At 60.5% G+C, this 17,132-nt stretch carries 15 protein-coding genes; 9 read left to right on the forward strand and 6 right to left on the reverse strand.

Annotated features, from left to right (window positions below):
• The first annotated feature begins 67 nt into the window (after window positions 1-67).
• From ACQY1J_RS06190 to ACQY1J_RS06200, 3 genes are all read left to right on the forward strand, one after another.
• Entirely contained in the window at window positions 68-2,113 is a 2,046-nt protein-coding gene (locus ACQY1J_RS06190) for an NAD(+) synthase (protein ID WP_209902158.1), read from the forward strand.
• 110 nt (window positions 2,114-2,223) lie between these two features.
• Window positions 2,224-2,919, forward strand: a complete 696-nt coding sequence (locus ACQY1J_RS06195; protein ID WP_430250959.1) for a superoxide dismutase — start codon at window positions 2,224-2,226, stop codon at window positions 2,917-2,919.
• Window positions 2,920-2,960: 41 nt separating this feature from the next.
• A complete protein-coding gene (locus tag ACQY1J_RS06200; RefSeq protein ID WP_092659468.1) occupies window positions 2,961-3,116 on the forward strand; it encodes a hypothetical protein in 156 nt (51 codons plus the stop codon).
• 33 nt (window positions 3,117-3,149) lie between these two features.
• Here the strand turns inward: ACQY1J_RS06200 and ACQY1J_RS06205 are convergent, their stop codons facing one another.
• From ACQY1J_RS06205 to ACQY1J_RS06220, 4 genes are all read right to left on the reverse strand, one after another.
• The gene (locus ACQY1J_RS06205) at window positions 3,150-4,175 is read right to left on the reverse strand and encodes an acyltransferase family protein (protein WP_430250960.1); all 1,026 of its coding nucleotides are present in this window, start codon (window positions 4,173-4,175) and stop codon (window positions 3,150-3,152) included.
• A gap of 34 nt (window positions 4,176-4,209) precedes the next feature.
• The gene (locus ACQY1J_RS06210; protein ID WP_174197073.1) at window positions 4,210-5,523 is read right to left on the reverse strand and encodes an O-antigen ligase family protein; all 1,314 of its coding nucleotides are present in this window, start codon (window positions 5,521-5,523) and stop codon (window positions 4,210-4,212) included.
• Between the two features lie 10 nt (window positions 5,524-5,533).
• Entirely contained in the window at window positions 5,534-6,901 is a 1,368-nt protein-coding gene (locus ACQY1J_RS06215; protein WP_092659470.1) for a polysaccharide biosynthesis/export family protein, read from the reverse strand.
• Window positions 6,902-7,052: 151 nt separating this feature from the next.
• The gene (locus tag ACQY1J_RS06220) at window positions 7,053-7,733 is read right to left on the reverse strand and encodes a sugar transferase (RefSeq protein ID WP_430250962.1); all 681 of its coding nucleotides are present in this window, start codon (window positions 7,731-7,733) and stop codon (window positions 7,053-7,055) included.
• 742 nt (window positions 7,734-8,475) lie between these two features.
• On the opposite strand from ACQY1J_RS06220, the gene ACQY1J_RS06225 reads away from it, so the two are divergent.
• Together ACQY1J_RS06225 and ACQY1J_RS06230 are read left to right on the forward strand one after the other, a co-directional pair.
• Window positions 8,476-8,757, forward strand: a complete 282-nt coding sequence (locus tag ACQY1J_RS06225) for an exopolysaccharide production repressor protein (RefSeq protein WP_082472025.1) — start codon at window positions 8,476-8,478, stop codon at window positions 8,755-8,757.
• A gap of 102 nt (window positions 8,758-8,859) precedes the next feature.
• The gene (locus ACQY1J_RS06230; protein WP_430250963.1) at window positions 8,860-9,891 is read left to right on the forward strand and encodes a glycosyltransferase family 2 protein; all 1,032 of its coding nucleotides are present in this window, start codon (window positions 8,860-8,862) and stop codon (window positions 9,889-9,891) included.
• Here ACQY1J_RS06230 and ACQY1J_RS06235 read toward each other — a convergent pair.
• Window positions 9,882-10,841, reverse strand: coding sequence for a polysaccharide pyruvyl transferase family protein (locus ACQY1J_RS06235; protein WP_430250964.1), 960 nt, complete (start codon window positions 10,839-10,841; stop codon window positions 9,882-9,884). The genes ACQY1J_RS06230 and ACQY1J_RS06235 overlap by 10 nt on opposite strands.
• Window positions 10,842-10,886: 45 nt before the next feature.
• Window positions 10,887-11,870: a glycosyltransferase family 2 protein gene (locus tag ACQY1J_RS06240; RefSeq protein WP_430250965.1), complete on the reverse strand. Its 984-nt coding sequence runs from the start codon at window positions 11,868-11,870 to the stop codon at window positions 10,887-10,889.
• A 109-nt stretch (window positions 11,871-11,979) separates the two neighbouring features.
• Here ACQY1J_RS06240 and ACQY1J_RS06245 point away from each other — a divergent pair, with 109 nt between their 5' ends.
• The 4 genes from ACQY1J_RS06245 (at window position 11,980) to ACQY1J_RS06260 (ending at window position 17,122) form a co-directional block, all read left to right on the forward strand.
• Complete coding sequence (locus tag ACQY1J_RS06245; protein ID WP_430250966.1) at window positions 11,980-13,464, forward strand: lipopolysaccharide biosynthesis protein; 1,485 nt, start codon at window positions 11,980-11,982, stop codon at window positions 13,462-13,464.
• A 389-nt stretch (window positions 13,465-13,853) separates the two neighbouring features.
• The gene (locus ACQY1J_RS06250) at window positions 13,854-15,008 is read left to right on the forward strand and encodes an acyltransferase family protein (protein WP_430242115.1); all 1,155 of its coding nucleotides are present in this window, start codon (window positions 13,854-13,856) and stop codon (window positions 15,006-15,008) included.
• On the forward strand, window positions 15,005-15,904 hold the full coding sequence (locus tag ACQY1J_RS06255; RefSeq protein WP_430250967.1) for a family 16 glycosylhydrolase: 900 nt from the start codon (window positions 15,005-15,007) through the stop codon (window positions 15,902-15,904). Before ACQY1J_RS06250 ends, ACQY1J_RS06255 begins: the two co-directional genes overlap by 4 nt.
• 24 nt (window positions 15,905-15,928) lie before the next feature.
• Window positions 15,929-17,122 carry a glycosyl transferase family 1 gene (locus ACQY1J_RS06260; protein WP_430250968.1) on the forward strand — a complete coding sequence of 398 codons (1,194 nt, stop codon included), beginning with the start codon at window positions 15,929-15,931 and terminating at the stop codon, window positions 17,120-17,122.
• Window positions 17,123-17,132 lie beyond the last annotated feature (10 nt).

Genomic DNA, 17,132 nt, shown 5'->3' on the forward strand with positions numbered 1-17,132 from the left:
CGTCTCGGGCAGTCGCAAATGCGAGACGTCACGATCGCGGCCAATGACCATGCCTTCGGAGTGCCAGATGAATTTCCATTCGCCCTATAGCCACGGCTTCATTCGCGGCGCCGCCTGCACGCCGGTCTGCGAACTCGGCGACCCGGATTTCAACGCGCGTGCGACGCTCGACCTCGCCCGTGAAGGTCACGCGCGCCGCGTTGCGCTGATGGTGTTTCCGGAACTTGGCATTTCCGGCTATTCGATCGACGACCTGCTCGGCCAGGACGTTCTTCTCGATGCGGTCGAAAGCGCGCTTGCAACGATCGTCGAGGAAAGCAAGGCGCTGCTTCCCGTGCTTCTTGTCGGCGCTCCGCTGCGTCACGAAGGACGTCTGTTCAACTGCGCCGTCGTCATCCATGCAGGCCGCATTCTCGGTGTGGTGCCGAAGACCCATATCCCGAATTACCGCGAATTCTACGAGAAGCGCTGGTTCGCATCCGGCCGGAGCGTGCGCGACATGATGATTTCGGTTGCCGGACAATCGGTGCCCTTCGGGATCGATCTGCAGTTTGCCGCTGAAAATATCCGCGATTTCATCTTCCACGTGGAGATCTGCGAAGACGTCTGGCTGCCAGCGCCGCCGAGCGATTTCGGCGCGATGGCCGGTGCTCTGATCCTCACCAACCTGTCGGCCAGTAACATCACCGTCGGCAAGGCGGAGATGCGCAAGCTGCTTTGCGCCACCCAGTCGGCGCGCAACTTTGCCGCCTATCTCTATTCGGCCGCAGGCCCCGGCGAATCCACCACCGATCTCGCCTGGGACGGCCAGGCCTGCATCTACGAACTGGGCGATCTGTTGGGCGAGACCGAGCGGTTTCCGGCCGGCCCGCAGATGTGCGTCGCCGATATCGATGTCGAGCGGCTGCGTCTCGAGAGAATGCGCACCGGCACGTTCAACGATGCCGCAACGCTGCATCTGACGGCAGGCAAGACGTTCCGGCGCGTCCTGTTCGACTTCGAGCGGCCGCAAGAAACGCTTGATCTGGAGCGGGCCATCCAGCGCTATCCGTTCGTGCCATCAGATCCGAAACGGCTCGACCAGGATTGCTACGAGACCTTCAACATCCAGGTCCAGGGGCTGATGAAGCGGTTGAAATCGACCGGCATCAAGCGGCTCTGCATCGGCATTTCAGGCGGCCTTGATTCGACCCATGCGCTTTTGGTCGCAGCCAAGGCCTATGATCAGCTCGGCTGGCCGCGCACCGATATCCTCGGCTTTACCATGCCGGGCTTTGCGACCGGCGATGACACCAAATCGAACGCCTGGGCGCTGATGCGCGGCATGGGCATTACGGCCGAAGAGGTCGACATCAAGCCGCTTGCCACCCAGCTTCTGCACGATCTCAAACATCCGTTCAGCGGTGGCGAGCCGGTCTATGACGTGACGTTTGAAAATGTGCAGGCGGGTCTGCGAACCGATTTCCTGTTCCGCGCTGCCAACCAGCGCAACGCGCTTGTGCTCGGCACCGGCGACCTGTCGGAGATCGCGCTTGGCTGGTCGACCTACGGCGTCGGCGACCAGATGAGCCATTACAACGTCAACGCTTCGGTGCCGAAGACGCTGATTCAGCACCTCATCCGTTGGGTCATCGAGGCCGAGAGCTTCGATGATGAAACCAATGCAACGCTGCAGCGCATCCTCAATACGCTGATCTCGCCGGAACTGGTGCCGGCAGGCGCCGACGGGGCCATGCAAAGCACCGAAGACAAGATCGGCCCCTACGATCTGCATGATTTCACGCTCTACTATCTCACCCGGTTCGGCCTGAAGCCGTCGAAGATCGCCTATATGGCGCTGCAGGCATGGAAGGATGCGGGCGCTGGCGCCTGGCCCTCGCATTTCCCGGAGGAGAAGAAGCGGCAGTTCGATCTGCCTGTCATCAAGCGATGGATGGAGACGTTCCTGTTCCGCTTCTTCACCATCAGCCAGTTCAAGCGCTCCGCGTCGCCGAACGGGCCGAAGGTGACGTCGGGCGGTTCGCTCTCGCCGCGCGGCGACTGGCGGGCGCCGTCGGATGGCAATGGCCGGATCTGGATCAAAGAGCTCAAGGACAACGTTCCGGACGCATGACCTCGGCGGTTCACAACACGCAATTGTCAGGCGGAATCGGCGAAATCGGGAAACCGATGGGCGCCTAAGGGGTTGTTCCTTCCAGAGACAACAGGGAAGGAGCTCAATTCATGGAACTCAACCGTCGAACCGTTCTCACCGCAACCGCTTTCACAGCGGCCGCTGCGGTGTTTCCAATTCCCAATATCGCACGGGCCGCCGCGCCGTTTGCACAGCCGAAGCTGCCATTCGGCGAGGGCGATCTGGCACCCGTCATTTCCGCAAAGACCGTGGGCCTGCATTACGGCAAGCATCACAAGGCCTATTTCGACAAGCTGAACACGCTGTCGACCGGCACCAAATATGCCGACATGGATCTTGAGGCGATCGTTGTGGAATCAGCCAAGTCCGATGCCGATGCGGACAAGAAGATCTTCAACAATGCCGCCCAGGCCTGGAACCATGTGGCCTACTGGGATCAGTTCGTTCCCGGTGGCCCGAACCGACCGCAGGGCGAGCTGGCAACGACGATCAACGAGACGTTCGGCGACTATGATGGCTTCATCAAGCGCGCCGTCGATATCTCGGATACGGTCTTCGGCACAGGCTGGGTGTGGCTCACTAGTGATGACGCCGGCAAGCTGGCACTGATCGGCTATGAGGACGGCAAGAACCCGATTGCCGTCGGACGTCCCGCCTATCTCGGCATCGATATATGGGAACATGCCTATTACGTCGATTACGAGAACCGCAAGCCGGAGCATATCCGCGCCGTCCTCGACAAGCTCGTGAACTGGCGTTCGGTCGAGGAACGCATGGCAGCCTGAATCTGCGATGTTCCCTTTAGTCAACAGAGAGAGGAGTGCCCATGGCCCAGGATCCATTTGAACCCGTACCCGGCCCAATCCCGCCAACACCCGCTCCGCCGGTCCCTCCGATCGGTGAGCCGGAGCCCGACAGGTTGCCGGATGAAGATCCGGTGCCGAACCCGGATGAAAACGACGATCCGCCGCAATACGCCTGAGTTAGCGGCTCACCACGATGAACGGACGGCCGGTCAAGGGACCGGTCGTCTTTCTGTCTGCTTCGCCGGAAGGCGCCACAGGCCCGTCCGCTTTCCCCTCACCAGTGCCTGCATCGGCCGCTCCAGCGCTTCATAGGCGAGGACGCCGACCAGCGTGCCGGCGACCACGGCGATCGTGGTTGCCGCGACAGGCGGCAGGGATGCAGACGACAGGATCTTGACGGCGACCGAGACCGCAAACGTATGCCAGATGTAGATTGAGTATGACGCATCGCCGAGATAGGCGAGGGCAGGGATCTTTGGGACCGAGCGGCTCTTTTCAAGGCTGAGCGCGCCGGTCACCAGCATGATCGCAAGCGGTCCACAGGACCACGCATCGAATTCAAGCTTGAAAATCTGGATCGCCGCGAACCCGGCGATCGACAGGCAGATCAGCGCCAGCCCGATCGTGGCCGGCGGGACCGCGCCGCGCTGCCAGAGTTTCGCAAGTGCTGCACCTGCCACGAATTCCAGAATGACCGGGGCCGTGTAGAAGCCAACCGACGGATTTTCGGGCGGCATGACGAGGCCGATTGCGACAAGCGTTCCGAACACCAGCGCCAGCAACGGAAGCCGGGCCGATGGGCGCGCAAACAGGGTGAGCGCAAACACGGCGTAGAAGAAGATCTCGTAGTTCAGCGTCCAGCCCTGCACGAGGACAGGCCAGAGTGCGCCGGTGCTGGGCGAGGCAACGGGCAGGAACAGCAGCGAGCCCAGCACATGCGGCAGGCTCAGCACGAGGTTTGGAAACGCACCGGCGAGGGCGCCGGCGATCATCAGAAGCGTCGCCGCCCAGTAGATCGGCACGATGCGCAGCAGCCGGTTTTTGAAGAACTTGCCGGGACTTGCCGAGCGGGCGTCGCTGATCGCCATCATGATAAAGCCGCTGACGACGAAGAACACGTCGACACCCGCCGCACCGATGGTGAAGTGCAGGCCGCTTTTCTCGCCGGCATGAAACAGCACCACGGCCAGCGCCGCAAAGGCTCTCAGATACTGGATCGAATAGAGAGTAGGCATTGTCTTCACGTCCTTCGACGCCCGTTCGGGCGTGTCAGCCTGCCGGAATGCCCGGTTCGCCATTTTGCCCGCGCTCGGGCCCCGTGGGTGAATTCGGCATGAAACCGTATTGAGGGCGGTCCGCCTTTGCCTTGACCGGCCTTACCGCCAGCGTCAGACGACCGGCCATGAAGTAGAACAGGAAAGACCCCACCTGGTATGGGTTGAGGATGTCGATCTCCACGAAGGACCGAATCACAAGCAGGGTCGACAGCCCGACAAACAGCAGCGATTCCGGCGTGCGCGAGATGGTCAGCAGCCGTTTCAGATGGCCGGTGAGGCAGGCGATCAGGATGAAGACAAGCAGGCCCGTGCCGATGATTCCAGTCTCCACCATGCTTTCGATATAGGTGTTGTGGAAATGGAATCCGCTGCGGCCGGTAATGAAGAATTCCTGCCAGAGGCGTTCGGCCTCGGAGGCGCCTGGAACCCAGTATCCCTGGTAGCCCATGCCGATGATGGGAGACTGTGCAGCGGCGGCAATGCCCTGCTGCCATAGATAGGTGCGGCCCGTCAGGGTCGAGTCCTTGCCGAACACGCCGAGGATCGCATCCATCGCGCCGAACTGCAGCGCACCGACGATGCCGGCAAGCCCGAACACGAGCGCAATCGCAAAGAAGCCGCGTCGGTGCTTCGGCGAAAAGAACATGAACCCCTGCAGGCCGATGCAGAGCGCCACGACACCGGCTGTGGTGATGACAGAGGTCGCAGACTGCGAGGCGAGGAGGCAATAGGCCGACAGAAGCGCGCTGCCGCCGGCACCGATCATCCAGATGCCGCGCATGCGAAACAGCATCACCGCCGCATAGGAGAAGATCACGCCGAGCGACGCGAAGAAACCCAGCTGGTTCTTGGAGGAAAATGCGCCGACGAAGCTGAACGTATTGTCCATCGCGTCCATCAGATAGGTGCCGAACAGGATCGAATAGACGAGCACGATCCCGGTTCCGATCAGGCCGCCGCGCAGCAGCGTCTTTGTGCTGAGCATCCGCATGGCAATCAATGCGCAGACGATATGCGTCAGATACTGGATGGCCGTGCGCAGCGACACGCCAAAGGCTGGCGACCAGAAAGCGGAGATGAAGCAGAAGATGCCGAACGAGAAGATCCAGAGGAACCGGGAATAGCGGCCCAGCACCCGTCGGTAGTCGGTCACGACCGGAAGGAACCATACGCCGTAATAGGCAAGGATCGAGATCTGCCCGAACCTGCTCGAATAGGCAAAGACGAAAAAGGACAGCGCGACAGCAGCAATCCCGTAAATCTCGTTCTTCTCCGGGTCGATCAGGGACGACTTGGCAATCTTCATCCGGTTACCCCTATTGCATCAGCAGTTCGGAGGTCACCTTCACCACATCGCCCGGCATCAGACGGGCATTCTCGTCGACGGCCACTTCCTTGGGGCCGTCGCCTTCGTCGCGCACGACGGTGTATTTGATCGTCGCGGCTGTCTTGCTCGGGTCGAAGCGCAGCGCCTCGGCGGACTGTGCAACTGCCTCCGAGATCAGTTGGCGGCTGGTGGTCAGCTGCAGGCCGAGCTTTTCGAGTTCCGCTTCGGTATCCTGAAGCTCCTTTGCCCGGTCTGCTTCCCAGTCGTTGCGCAGGTTGATCTCGTCCTGGTTCGCCTGGCTGATATCCTGCTTTGCCTTCAAGGTCGACGTGTCGATGTCGAGCAGGGTCGACTGGATGCTGGCCGTGCGCTCCTCGATGGTCAGAAGGCGGCTGCTGGTAGCCAGACCCTGTTCGGTGAGCCGGGACATCTTGTCCCGGTTTTCCGACACGAGATCGAGCTGGCGCTGTTGCGTCTCTGTCTTTTGCGCGAGCGACTTCACTTCGCTTTCGAGAAGGCTGCGCAGCTCGTTGAGGGCCTGCAGCTGCAGCTCATAGCGGTCGCGGCGCGATTTCATCAGCGATGTCTCGCTGGCAATCAGCTGCGCGGCATTGGGAACGTCTTTCAGCTCCGCCGGGATCGGCAGATCGCGCGATCCGGAAACCTCGGCCACAAGCCGTGCCCGGCGGGCAATCAGGCGGCCGCGCTGGTTGTCGTAGACGGCAACGTCGCCCTGCGCGTTGATGAAGTCCTTGGCAAAGCGCTGACCCGCGTCGGAACGGCGCAAGCCGCCAGCAAGGCTTACCGCCTTCAGCACCGTCAGGTTTGGGGAATAGGGAAACTCTCCCGGGGTCGTGACGTCGCCTGCGAGATAGACCGGCCGGTACTGGCTGATTTCAACCGAGGCAGAGGGCAGGTTTCGAAGTGCGAACTTGTCGCGCAGCTGCTGGCCGATCAGACCGGCAACTTCGGCGGTCGTCTTTCCGGCTGCGTCGAGATCGCCGATAAACGGAAGCGACAGCGCCCCGGACGGGCCGACCGTGTATTCGCCGCCGACCACGTCCCAGTCGCGCACCGTGCCATCGGCCGGCTGCCATTCGGCCACGCGGATGCGCAGCTTGTCCATGACGCCGAGCTTATAGCCGCCGCTGGCGGGACCGCTTGCGGCAGCCGCTGCAGGGGTCTTGGGTGCCGCAGCCTTGCCAGGTGTTGCGGTTTCGGCCTCAGTGGAGGTCTGTTGTGTGGTCTTCGGGGCTTTGTCCTGCGCCAGGACTGGCGCGACTGAACTCAGCAGCAGGGCGCCGGCTGCAAAAAGGAGCGCCGGCGAACCGCTTTTCGAATGATCGTTCTTCAACATCTACGGGTCCTTCAATCGCATTCAAACGCAAATCCGTGGGAGGTCGGCTTGCGCTTGTTTCGACTGTTGAGTTCGTCTGGTGACTTGTTCTTGGTTTTTCTTGCGGCCGGTGACCGACCAGGATTTCTCAGGCTATCAACGGAACATCAGATCAATAGCTGCCGCGGGCAAAGCAGACGGCAGGAATGGTCTTTGCAATGATGGCGATGTCGCGAACCAACGACCAGTTCTGGACGTATTGCGTATCGAAAGCGATGCGGGTCTCGTAGGACACGTCGTTGCGACCGCTGATCTGCCACAAGCCTGTGAGGCCAGGACGGGTGCGGAGGTAATAGACGGCAAACGAGTCGTAGACTTTCAGTTCCTCGTCCACGACCGGACGCGGTCCAACCACGCTCATTTCGCCACGCACGATGTTGAGCAGCTGTGGCAGCTCATCGAGCGACAGCTTGCGCAGGACTTTGCCAACGCTCGTCACGCGTGGGTCGTCTTTCAGCTTGCGCGTCTGACGCCACTCTTCGGCGGCATGCGGATTGTCACGCAGATAGGTGCGCAGCAATTCGTCGCCGTCGGTCGCCATGGTCCGGAACTTGAGGCATTTGAAAATGCGTCCGTTATGGCCAATGCGGCTATGGCCATAAAAAGCAGGGCCCTTGTCGGTGAGTTTCACCAGGGCCATGATCATCAGGAATAGCGGGCTGAACAGGATCAGCGCGCAGGCAGCTGCGGTCATATCGAAGCTGCGTTTAGCGAGGCCACCGATCGGGAGGGTACCGAAGGCCTGGTCGGAGTCTACAAACGGCGAACTAGCCGAACGTGTCGCTGACTTCATAGAGGGTAACTCCATTTAGGTTTTGCGATAGTCGGTGATGCCTTTCGGCGGGTCTTTTCGTCGACAATTTGATAATAAGTCTGTGTTCGGAATTTGATGCCAGCCAATTTTTTCCGGGAGCGCTGTCCCGATGCGGGTCGATGTGCGCTGAAATCCGATCAGTACTCCGATTTTTTTACAATCGATTGAATAGCCACCCCAGGTCTACTGTTCTTTTCTGGCAACTATACCCGGAGTTAGAATAATACCCGTGCCATTAGCGTATTGGGGGGCTTCTGCGCAGGGCCAGTCCAGAGCTAAACCTGTGATTGCTTCTTTGCGCAGGGCCAGGAAGTAGCTTGCGTATAAGACCAAAGGCCTACGCATTTCGCACCGCAATACAATGATGCAGCGCAATATGGCTTCGTCGGGCCTCGTCACCTTTGTAACAAAAGTTGAACGCCGGTGACCCGGACTCTGCGACATCCAGCAGCGGAATGTTCCAGACGGCGAGCTTCACGTCCAAATTGTGGCGAAAATGCGATTGGGCGCTGTGGTACCAAGGTAAGAAACCATTCACGCTAATCGCAAGGAACTGCCGAGGCGGGGCAGGGAACCGGCAAACCTTACGAAAGTTTCATTAATACTCGGCATAGCAGATGCTGTATTGCTTGCATCCGACTACTGCCGGTCCTATCGTGACGGTGCAGGGAGGAGCCTGCGTCTAGAAGCCAAGAACTATAAGCTGCTCGGGAGGGCGATCATGTATGCGCCGCGCGTATTTATAAGTATCCTTTGCGTCCTGGTCGTTTTCGCGCTCGCGTCCTTTTTCATCAGCGGGTCCGTCTACACAGCATTTATACACACGCTCCTCTGCGCGGTTATTATCCAGGTGGGTTATTTCGTTGGCATCGTTTACCTCGTTCACCGCGAGAAGCTCGCGGGTAGCAGGGGTCGGACAGATACCGCCGTCGCTGCGCGCTCCAGAGAGGTTTCCAACCTTCCGTCCGACGTGACGTCACACCTGCCTGCCCGGGATATCTAGCCGGCGCTCTCAGTCCCATTTCGGTTTTTGTTGCAGTGCTTCCATATGGAGGCCATCTTCCTGCGTTCAGGTGCTCGCACGACGAACGATGGAGACAGTCTCATGGAGAGCGCAACGGCCCACCCCGATGTTCAGACGATTTGCGTCGTCATCGCAGCCAAGAACGCAGCAGACACGATCGCCACCGCCGTCCGGTCCGCCTTGCATGAAGCGCTTGTCAGCGAAGTCGTCGTGGTCGATGACGGCTCGAGCGACGACACGGCCGGCGCTGCCCGCAGTGTGGATGATGGCAGCGGGCGGTTGCAGATCATCTCGCTGGAGAAGAACCAGGGCCCGTCTGCTGCGAGAAACCGGGCGATCGCCGCCTCCAGTGCGCCGCTGATCGCCATTCTCGATGCGGACGATTTCTTCTTTCCTGGACGGTTCGAGCCAATGCTGGCGCTTGGCGACTGGGACATGCTGGCCGACAACATCGCCTTCATCTCCGATCCTGCCGCCGCAGTGCCGCCCGAAAAGTTCGAGTCGAGGGCGCGGACGATTTCGCTCATCGAATTCGTCGAGGGCAATATTTCCGAGCGCGGAAAGCCGCGCGGCGAGACAGGGTTTCTGAAGCCGATCATTCGTCGCTCGTTCCTCGATGCCCATCGTCTTCGGTACGACGAGGGCCTGAGGCTTGGCGAGGATTACGATCTCTATCTGCGGGCTCTGGCCAAGGGTGCGCGCTACAAGGTGATCGAGCATTGCGGCTACGGCGCCGTCGTCAGGGCCGATTCGCTCAGCAGCCGCCACCGCACCCATGACCTCAAGACGCTATACGAAGCGGACGAGGCGATCCTGTCGGATCCGCTGCTGCCGACGCAGGCGAGGGCGGTGATTACCCGTCACCGCGACCACATCCGGGAACGCTACGAGCATCGCGCCTTCCTTGATACCAAGTCTAATTCGGGGATTGTCGCAGCCGCTAGCTACATGTTCGGCCGGCCGCAGTTCCTGCCCTATGTCGCGCAGGCGATCCTGCTGGACAAGATGGAGGCGAGACGTGGCGGACCGGTTCCGGTCGCCACGCCGCTTGCCATGCGCTATCTGCTGCCCGGTGTCCCGGCAGCAGCAGACCCTGCCGTCGCTCAGAAGTAGTCGCGGCGGATCTCGTCGAGAACAGCGCGAAAACGCTGCTTCTTGTCTTGAAGCATTGCATCCGGGCTGAGCTGCGGCTCGGTCCGGCTTGCCTGCCAGAGCGCCAGGATGGACGGTGCTGCAAGAACCTGTTTTGCCATGCCGCGAAGGCCTGTCTGGGCCGATGCCGCGGGGGCTGCGGTCCGCGTCATCACCGATGCGTCTGCGCTTGCAGGCTGGTGATGGGCCGGCTGTTGCTGGCCACCGCCATCAAAGCTCATTCCCCAGAACTTGGTTTTCTTCGCTACGGCCTCGGCGCGCGTCGAAACCGGCACAAAGTGAGGGTTGTAGGTCGCACCGACCGATTGCGCCCAGTCGTTCCACTTGAAATTGTTGATGGATCTGGACGTGCTGACCGCAATCCACGGAACGCGGAATGCATCCGCCAGGATCGCGCCGTGCATGGATTCGGCAACGATCATCTCGGACTGGGCAATCGCCCGGATGACCGATTTCGCCTCGCCGCGCGGGTCGAGCCAGGTCAGTCCTGCGGGCTCGCAGACCGATTGCCACATGCCGAATTCAGCCGATTCCCAATGCGGAACGAAGGTCTTCTTGTAGATCTTCGGCAGGTTCTGGAATTCCGGCATGTCGGGAATGAGGGCTGCCGGGTCGGTGATGCCTCTGTCGGGGCTAAGACCAAGCTTGGCGGCTGTCAGTGGTCCGCGCACGCAGCGCACGTCCCATTCGGGATCGTTGATATCGGGTGCCTCGCCGTAGCCATAACCGCTGCCGATCACCAGTTTCTTCTGCCCGGGCGGCAGCAGGACGGGGTTTAGAACGGTGCCGACGCCGACCAGCATCGTATCGGCATGGACGTCGCGAAAGCCCGGGAGAAGATAATCCCAGAGCCAGAGATTGAGGTCATCACCAAAATTGCCGTGGTGGGATGCCCAGTAATAAGGTTGCATAGAAGCCTCCTGATGGGAGTGAAGTCTTTGTAAGGAATGGAAAGTTTACGTAGCCGAGCGCTCGCGCGTGCCCATGCCGAGCTTTCCCGCTGCCAGTTCGAAGGCGGCGCGGATAAGCGCCGGGTCGCGCATCACCCACTTGGCCAGAAGGCCGAATTCCGGGCTTTGGCGCCGTTTCATGCGTCCGGCCTGGCCCCACAGGGCCTGCCGTCTTGCGGTGTTCTTGTAGCCTGCAATCGACGCGACGTCGCCCGGCCTGTTGCTGAAACGCTGTTCCAGCGTATCGAGCGCCACCCAGGTGTTAAACTGCTGGCGCAGGAATTCCGGCGACTGGTTGTCGATCGAATGGAAGATGTTGATGCCCATGCCGCGGGCAGCGCCCGGCTCGTCGCACAGGATCGTCCGTTTCGATTTCAGGATGCAGTCGCAGAAGAACAGCACGTCTTCGGCGGCCAGTCTCAGTTCGGGCTCGAAGCGGACCGCCTCGAAGACCGGGCGGGACATCACCATGCAGGTGAGATGCAGGAAACTCCAGTTGCGCAGCATGACGCTTGCCAGGTCCTGAAGCTCGATGATGAGCGGCTTTTCCGATAGCCGTGTGCCGCCTTCGGTCTTCTCCAACTGCGCCATGCCGAAGTGGTAATAGAACTCTTCGCTCGCCTGCATCGAGGCCCAGTAGCACTCGGCGCCGAAGCGGCTCATGCTCTCGAATGCGTTGGTGAGATGATCCGGAAGCCACACGTCGTCGCTGTCGAGAAGCGCCACAAAACGCGTTTCGGCGGGCACCGCGTCCAGCCCGGTATTGCGCGCCGCCCCCGGCCCGCCATTCTTTTGTTCGATGATTCGGATGCGCTCGAGCCAGGTCGGATCGGCGTCCTGAAGTTCGATTTTTGCGTTATGGGGTGACTCGTCGTCCACGACGATGATATCAAAATCCACGAAGCTCTGGCTGAAAACAGATTGCAGGGCCCGGGTAAGGATACCCGGTTCCCGTTGATAAAATGGAATAATTACGGTGAATGTCGCCATGTTTCTGCCCCTGCTTTTTTCAAGAATTGCAAACCGCTAGCCGCCTGGACGGCTTGGATTGCGGCTTCACGCTGGCTCTCAATCAGTATCCAACAATAGGAATTCGAAGATGGCCCCAACCCAAGGCGTGAAGACGATCACGACAAATGTCGGTTGGAGTGTGCTGTCAAAGACCGCCACATTCGGGCTGAAATTTGTCACTGTACCGATATTGGCAAGACTGCTGACCCCGGAAGATTTCGGAACGGTGGCTGTGGCGCTCACTGTTGTGCAGTTTTTGGCGATGATCGGAGGGGCCGGATTGACCTCGGCGCTGATCGTCGACCGGGACAGTGGAATGGATACCGTGCACACGGTTTTCTGGGCCAATCTCGCCATGTCGCTGACCATGTCGGTGATCCTTTACTTCGGCGCGAGCGGTATCGGCAGCTGGATGGGGGCGGCCCAAAGCGCCGATCTCTTGCGCATCATGGCTTTTCTCATTCCGCTGCAGCTGACGGCCGATGTCGCCTATTCGCTGCTCGCCCGCGAGATGAATTTCAGCAAGGACGCGATCCTCAGTACCGTGTCGGAAACCACGGCGGCACTGGTCGCGCTTACGCTCGCCTTCATGGGTTTCGGCATCTGGGCGCTGGTCGTGCAATTGTTTTCCTCGGCCGTGATCCGGCTTGTCGGCCTTTACTCGATCACGCGCTATGTGCCGCGTTTCGTCATCAAGCCGGAGCGGATGGGCCCGCTGGTGCGCTATTCTTCGGGGCTGATGGGGTCCGAGATCGCCAATTTCGTGACATTCCAGGCGCCGATGGTGGTGATCGCGCGGATGCTGACGCTTGCCGATGCGGGGGCCTATTCGGCGGCCAACCGGTTTGCCAGCATTCCGAACCAGGTCGTGCTGTCGGCGGTGATGGGCGTGCTTTTCCCGGCCTTCAGCCTGATGGGAGATGACCGCAAGCGCCGCACCGACGCGTTGATGCTGTCCACCCAGGTGATGACGGTGGTGCTGGCGCCTGCCATGTTCGGGCTTTGGGCGGTGGCGGAACCGGCCATGCTGGTGCTGTTCGGGCCGCAATGGGCCTATGCCTGGCCGGTGCTTGGCCTGCTGGCGCTGTCAAAAGCGATCGTTACGCCCTGCAGCACGTTCATTCCCTATCTCAAGGGCACCGGCCAAAGCCGCGTGCTGTTCTGGTCGGCAGTGCTGCGCGCCATTGCAACGACACTCGCCATCATCCTCGGCGCCACCTATGGCAGCCTTGTCGATGCGATGGTGGCGCTCTGCGTCGTCAACGCCATCACGCTGGTCGGATATTCCTGGGCCGTGTTCCGGGTCGACGGCATTCCGTTCTTTTGGGGTCTGATGACCAGCAGCCGGTCGATGCTGACCTCGCTCGTCATGGGCGTCGGGGTCCGGCTCACCCTTTCCACGTTCGAAGCACAGCTCACCAGCCCCTATCTCCAGCTTCTGGTCGGCGCTGTCGTGGGCGGCGTGCTCTACGGCGCCATGTTCCTCGTGACGGAAAGGGCGCTGGTCAAAAAAATAATCGGCATGGTCAAGCGGCGTCGTGGTGGGTCGGTTGCGGATGCACCTCCTGCATAACGAAGGATGCCCTTGCCTCATCGTTGAGACGCATTTTCGCCTTAATCGCGCCGCAATCGGGCGAGTATGCGAACCGATTTGATTGAGTGTCGTCTGAGGTCGAAGTTATTTTCACGACGAATTGATTTTTTTCTCTGTTGTGCAGTGCAGCATAAGAAATCAGTGATCCCCCCGGAATCCATAGCGTTTCAGCACTCGCGAAAGTAGAACTCGCGAATGGAACGGGTAACGGGATGCCGCTGCGGACCGGGCGGATCCCGGCTTTTCGCTGCGCCGCCACATTTTGTGCCAAACTGCACCTGATCCTTGGCACTCCAAAATGCGGGCTCAAAGTCTGCTCTGATTGAAACGGTGGTGACGGGAGGCGCCGCCCAAAAAGGGTAGTTCGTTTGACTGTTGATCAAACCATTTCCTCCCGTATCAATTTGATGCGAATCCTTCTGATCTCGGGCATCGTGTTCGTCCACGTCCCGTTCGATCCGCAGACCAGCCCGTTCCTCGGCCAGAACGGTTTCTTCGATTGGCTCCGCGTGTTTTTTGGCGACAGCCTGTTTCGTATCGGCGTACCGTGCCTCAGCGCGATTTCCGGCTATCTGCTGTTTCGCCGTGGCTGGGATGCTTTCGACTACGGCAAGGTGATGCAATCCAAGGCGCGAACCGTGCTTGTGCCGTTCCTGTTGTGGAACCTCGGCCTGTTCGCCGTCGTCCTTCTGGTGCAGCGCGCCGGCATGGGCATCGGGTATTTCCCGGACCTGTGGAATGCATCCTCCCGTGAACTGGCGAACTATGCGTTTGCGAGCGAGAATTTTCCCGTCGACATCCCGCTCTATTTCCTGCGTGACCTTGTCGTCTGCATCGCCCTGTCGCCAATCCTTGCCTTCTTCGTGCGCAAGGCTGCGGTGCCGACGCTGGTCATCCTGTTCGTGGTGGCGATCTTGCCGGATCTCACGCTCTTCATCGTTTTGAAGAAGTCGATCCTGTTCTCTTTTACCTTCGGCATCTTCCTCGCTTTGAACCGGATCGATCTCTCGGCGCTCGACCGTTTTGCCGTTCCCGGCACTGCGCTGGTTGTGGCCGCCGCCGTCCTGTTGTCGATCGCGCTTTATCAGACGGGACCGGACTATTCCTGGTCGCTTGAGCTTCTGCGCAACGCACTGTCTATCATCGGTGCCGGCGGTTTCTGGCTGATGTCGGCGCTCGCCATCCGCTCGACGCTCGGCAAACGGCTGGCCGCCACCGGCAGCCTCAGCTTCTGGATCTTCTGCGCCCATTACCCGCTGCTCGTGGTGATGTGGATGGTCTGGAACCGCATTGCGGGCGATCAGCTTTACCCGCTGTTCTATGTCGGCGCGATTTCCTCGGCCCTCGTGATCCTGGTGATTTCGAATGCGCTGGTGTCGCGCCTTATGCCCGGCCTTTACCAGACGCTGACGGGCAGTCGCGGCCGCAAGGCAAAGCTTGCGCAGACACAGAACTCCAATTCGTCCGGGCATTCCGCGCATGGCCGCGAGCCCGCCCTGACCCACAGAAGAGGTGAAACATGACGGCACCAGCCAGACAGATTCGACCCGCTTTCCGAGCCGCTGCAACGGCAGTCGCCGCGTTGGCAGTGCTCGCCTGCGCTCCAGCTTATGCCCAGGCACCGCCAGCCCCCGAAGCTCCGGCGACCCAAGCGCAGAATCCGGCCGCAAAGCACCGTCCTGATACCAAACCCCATCCGGGCGGCAAGCCGCAGCCGGATGCCAAGGGCACGTCTTTCGTCGAGAATTTTGATCGGCTCGACCGGTCGTTCTGGTTCGTTTCGAACGGCTGGAACAATGGCGCTCATCAGAACTGCACCTGGTCGCAGCGCCAGGTGACGACCGATGGCGGCAATCTGAAGCTCACCTTCGAGGAGCGCCAGAACAAGGACCGCAAAAACGTCTGCGGCGAGATCCAGACCCGCGCCCGCTTCGGTTACGGTACCTATGAGGCGCGCTACAAATCGGCGACCGGTCCTGGCCTCAACTCAGCCTTCTTCACCTATATCGGCCCGACCGACAAAAAGCCGTGGGACGAGATCGACTTCGAGGTGCTCGGCAAGAATGTCGATCAGGTTCAGCTCAACCAGTATATCAATGGCAAGGGCAAGAACGAGAAGATCGTTCCCGTTGCCGGTGGTGCGGACAAGGGCTTCAACGACTACGCCTTCATCTGGGAGCCGGAGCGGTTGCGCTACTTCCTCAACGGCAAGCTGGTGCAGGAAGTCACCGACCCGTCGAAGATCCCGCAGAACGCCCAGAAGATCTTTCTGAGCCTGTGGGGCAGTGATACGCTGAAATCCTGGATGGGCCCGTTCGCCTATTCCGGCCCCACCACGATGGAAGTCGATCGCATCGCCTATACGGCGCTCGGCGAAGACTGTGCTTTCCCGCAATCCGTGCTCTGCACGCTCGACTGATCTTTCGACAGGGAGTTGAACGACGTGACACTGCAGGTCCTCTATCTGGCCCATGATCTTGCCGACCCGGCCATTCGCCGGCGGGTGCTGACGTTGAAGACCGGCGGCGCCAGCGTCACGGTCGCAGGCTTCAGGCGCGCGGGAAACCTGCTGGGTCAGGAGGAAGGCGTGCGCTCCATCGATCTCGGTTCAACGCAGGACGGACAGTTCAGCCAGCGCATCAAGGCCGTGATTGCTGCCCGGATGCAGTTGCAAAAGAGGCTTGTCGGCGTTCCGATGCCGGATGTCATCATCGCCCGCAATCTGGAAATGCTGGTTCTCGCCGATGGCGCCGCGTCGCTGTTCGGCGGCGACGTGCCCGTCGTCTACGAATGTCTCGATATTCACCGCCTGCTGCTCGACGAGGGTGCCAAGGGCCGGGTGCTGCGTGCCGTGCAGCGGCATTTCGCAAAGTCGGCCCGGCTGCTGATCACCAGCTCGCCGGCCTTTGTCGAGAATTTCTTCAAGCCAAAATCGGGGCTCGATCTTCCCGTGCTTCTGCTCGAAAACAAGGTCCTGCAGCTGGGCGATGCGTCCGTCACACAGCCGCAACCACGTCTGCCGAAGCAGGGTGCCCCCTGGAAGATCGGCTGGTTCGGTGCGATCCGCTGCCGCAAGTCGCTCGATATCCTGACCGCCTTTGCCGAAAAGATGAACGGCGGAGTCGAAGTCATCATCCGCGGACGGCCGGCCTATCGCGAGTTTGCCGATTTCGACGCGCAGGTGAAGAACGCGCCGTTCGTTCGGTTTGAGGGTCCCTACCGCAATCCGGAGGATCTGGCGGAGATCTACAACGAGGTGCAATTCACCTGGGCGATCGATTTCTTCGAGGAAGGGCTGAACTCCGAGTGGCTTTTGCCGAACCGCCTCTATGAAGGCGGGCTGCATGGCGCGGTCCCCATCGCGCTGTCGCGCACCGAGACCGGCCGCTTTGTGGCTAAGCGCGATATCGGCATCCTTCTCGACAACGCGACGCCTTCGGATCTGGAAACCCTGTTCTCGGGCATGACCGACGCACTCTACCTCGATCGGTTCACCCGGCTTGCGGCCGTCGATCGCAGCCAGTGGGTTACTGATGCTGACGATTGCCGCGCCCTGGTCGACAGGCTTGCGGGCCTCAATCGCAATATTTCGCTGGCCGTACCGTCGGTACCGGCCGTTTCAACCGTGCAGTCGTGAGGTGAGATAG

This window comes from Neorhizobium sp. DAR64860/K0K1, assembly GCF_050500205.1.
Lineage (GTDB): Bacteria > Pseudomonadota > Alphaproteobacteria > Rhizobiales > Rhizobiaceae > Neorhizobium > Neorhizobium soli.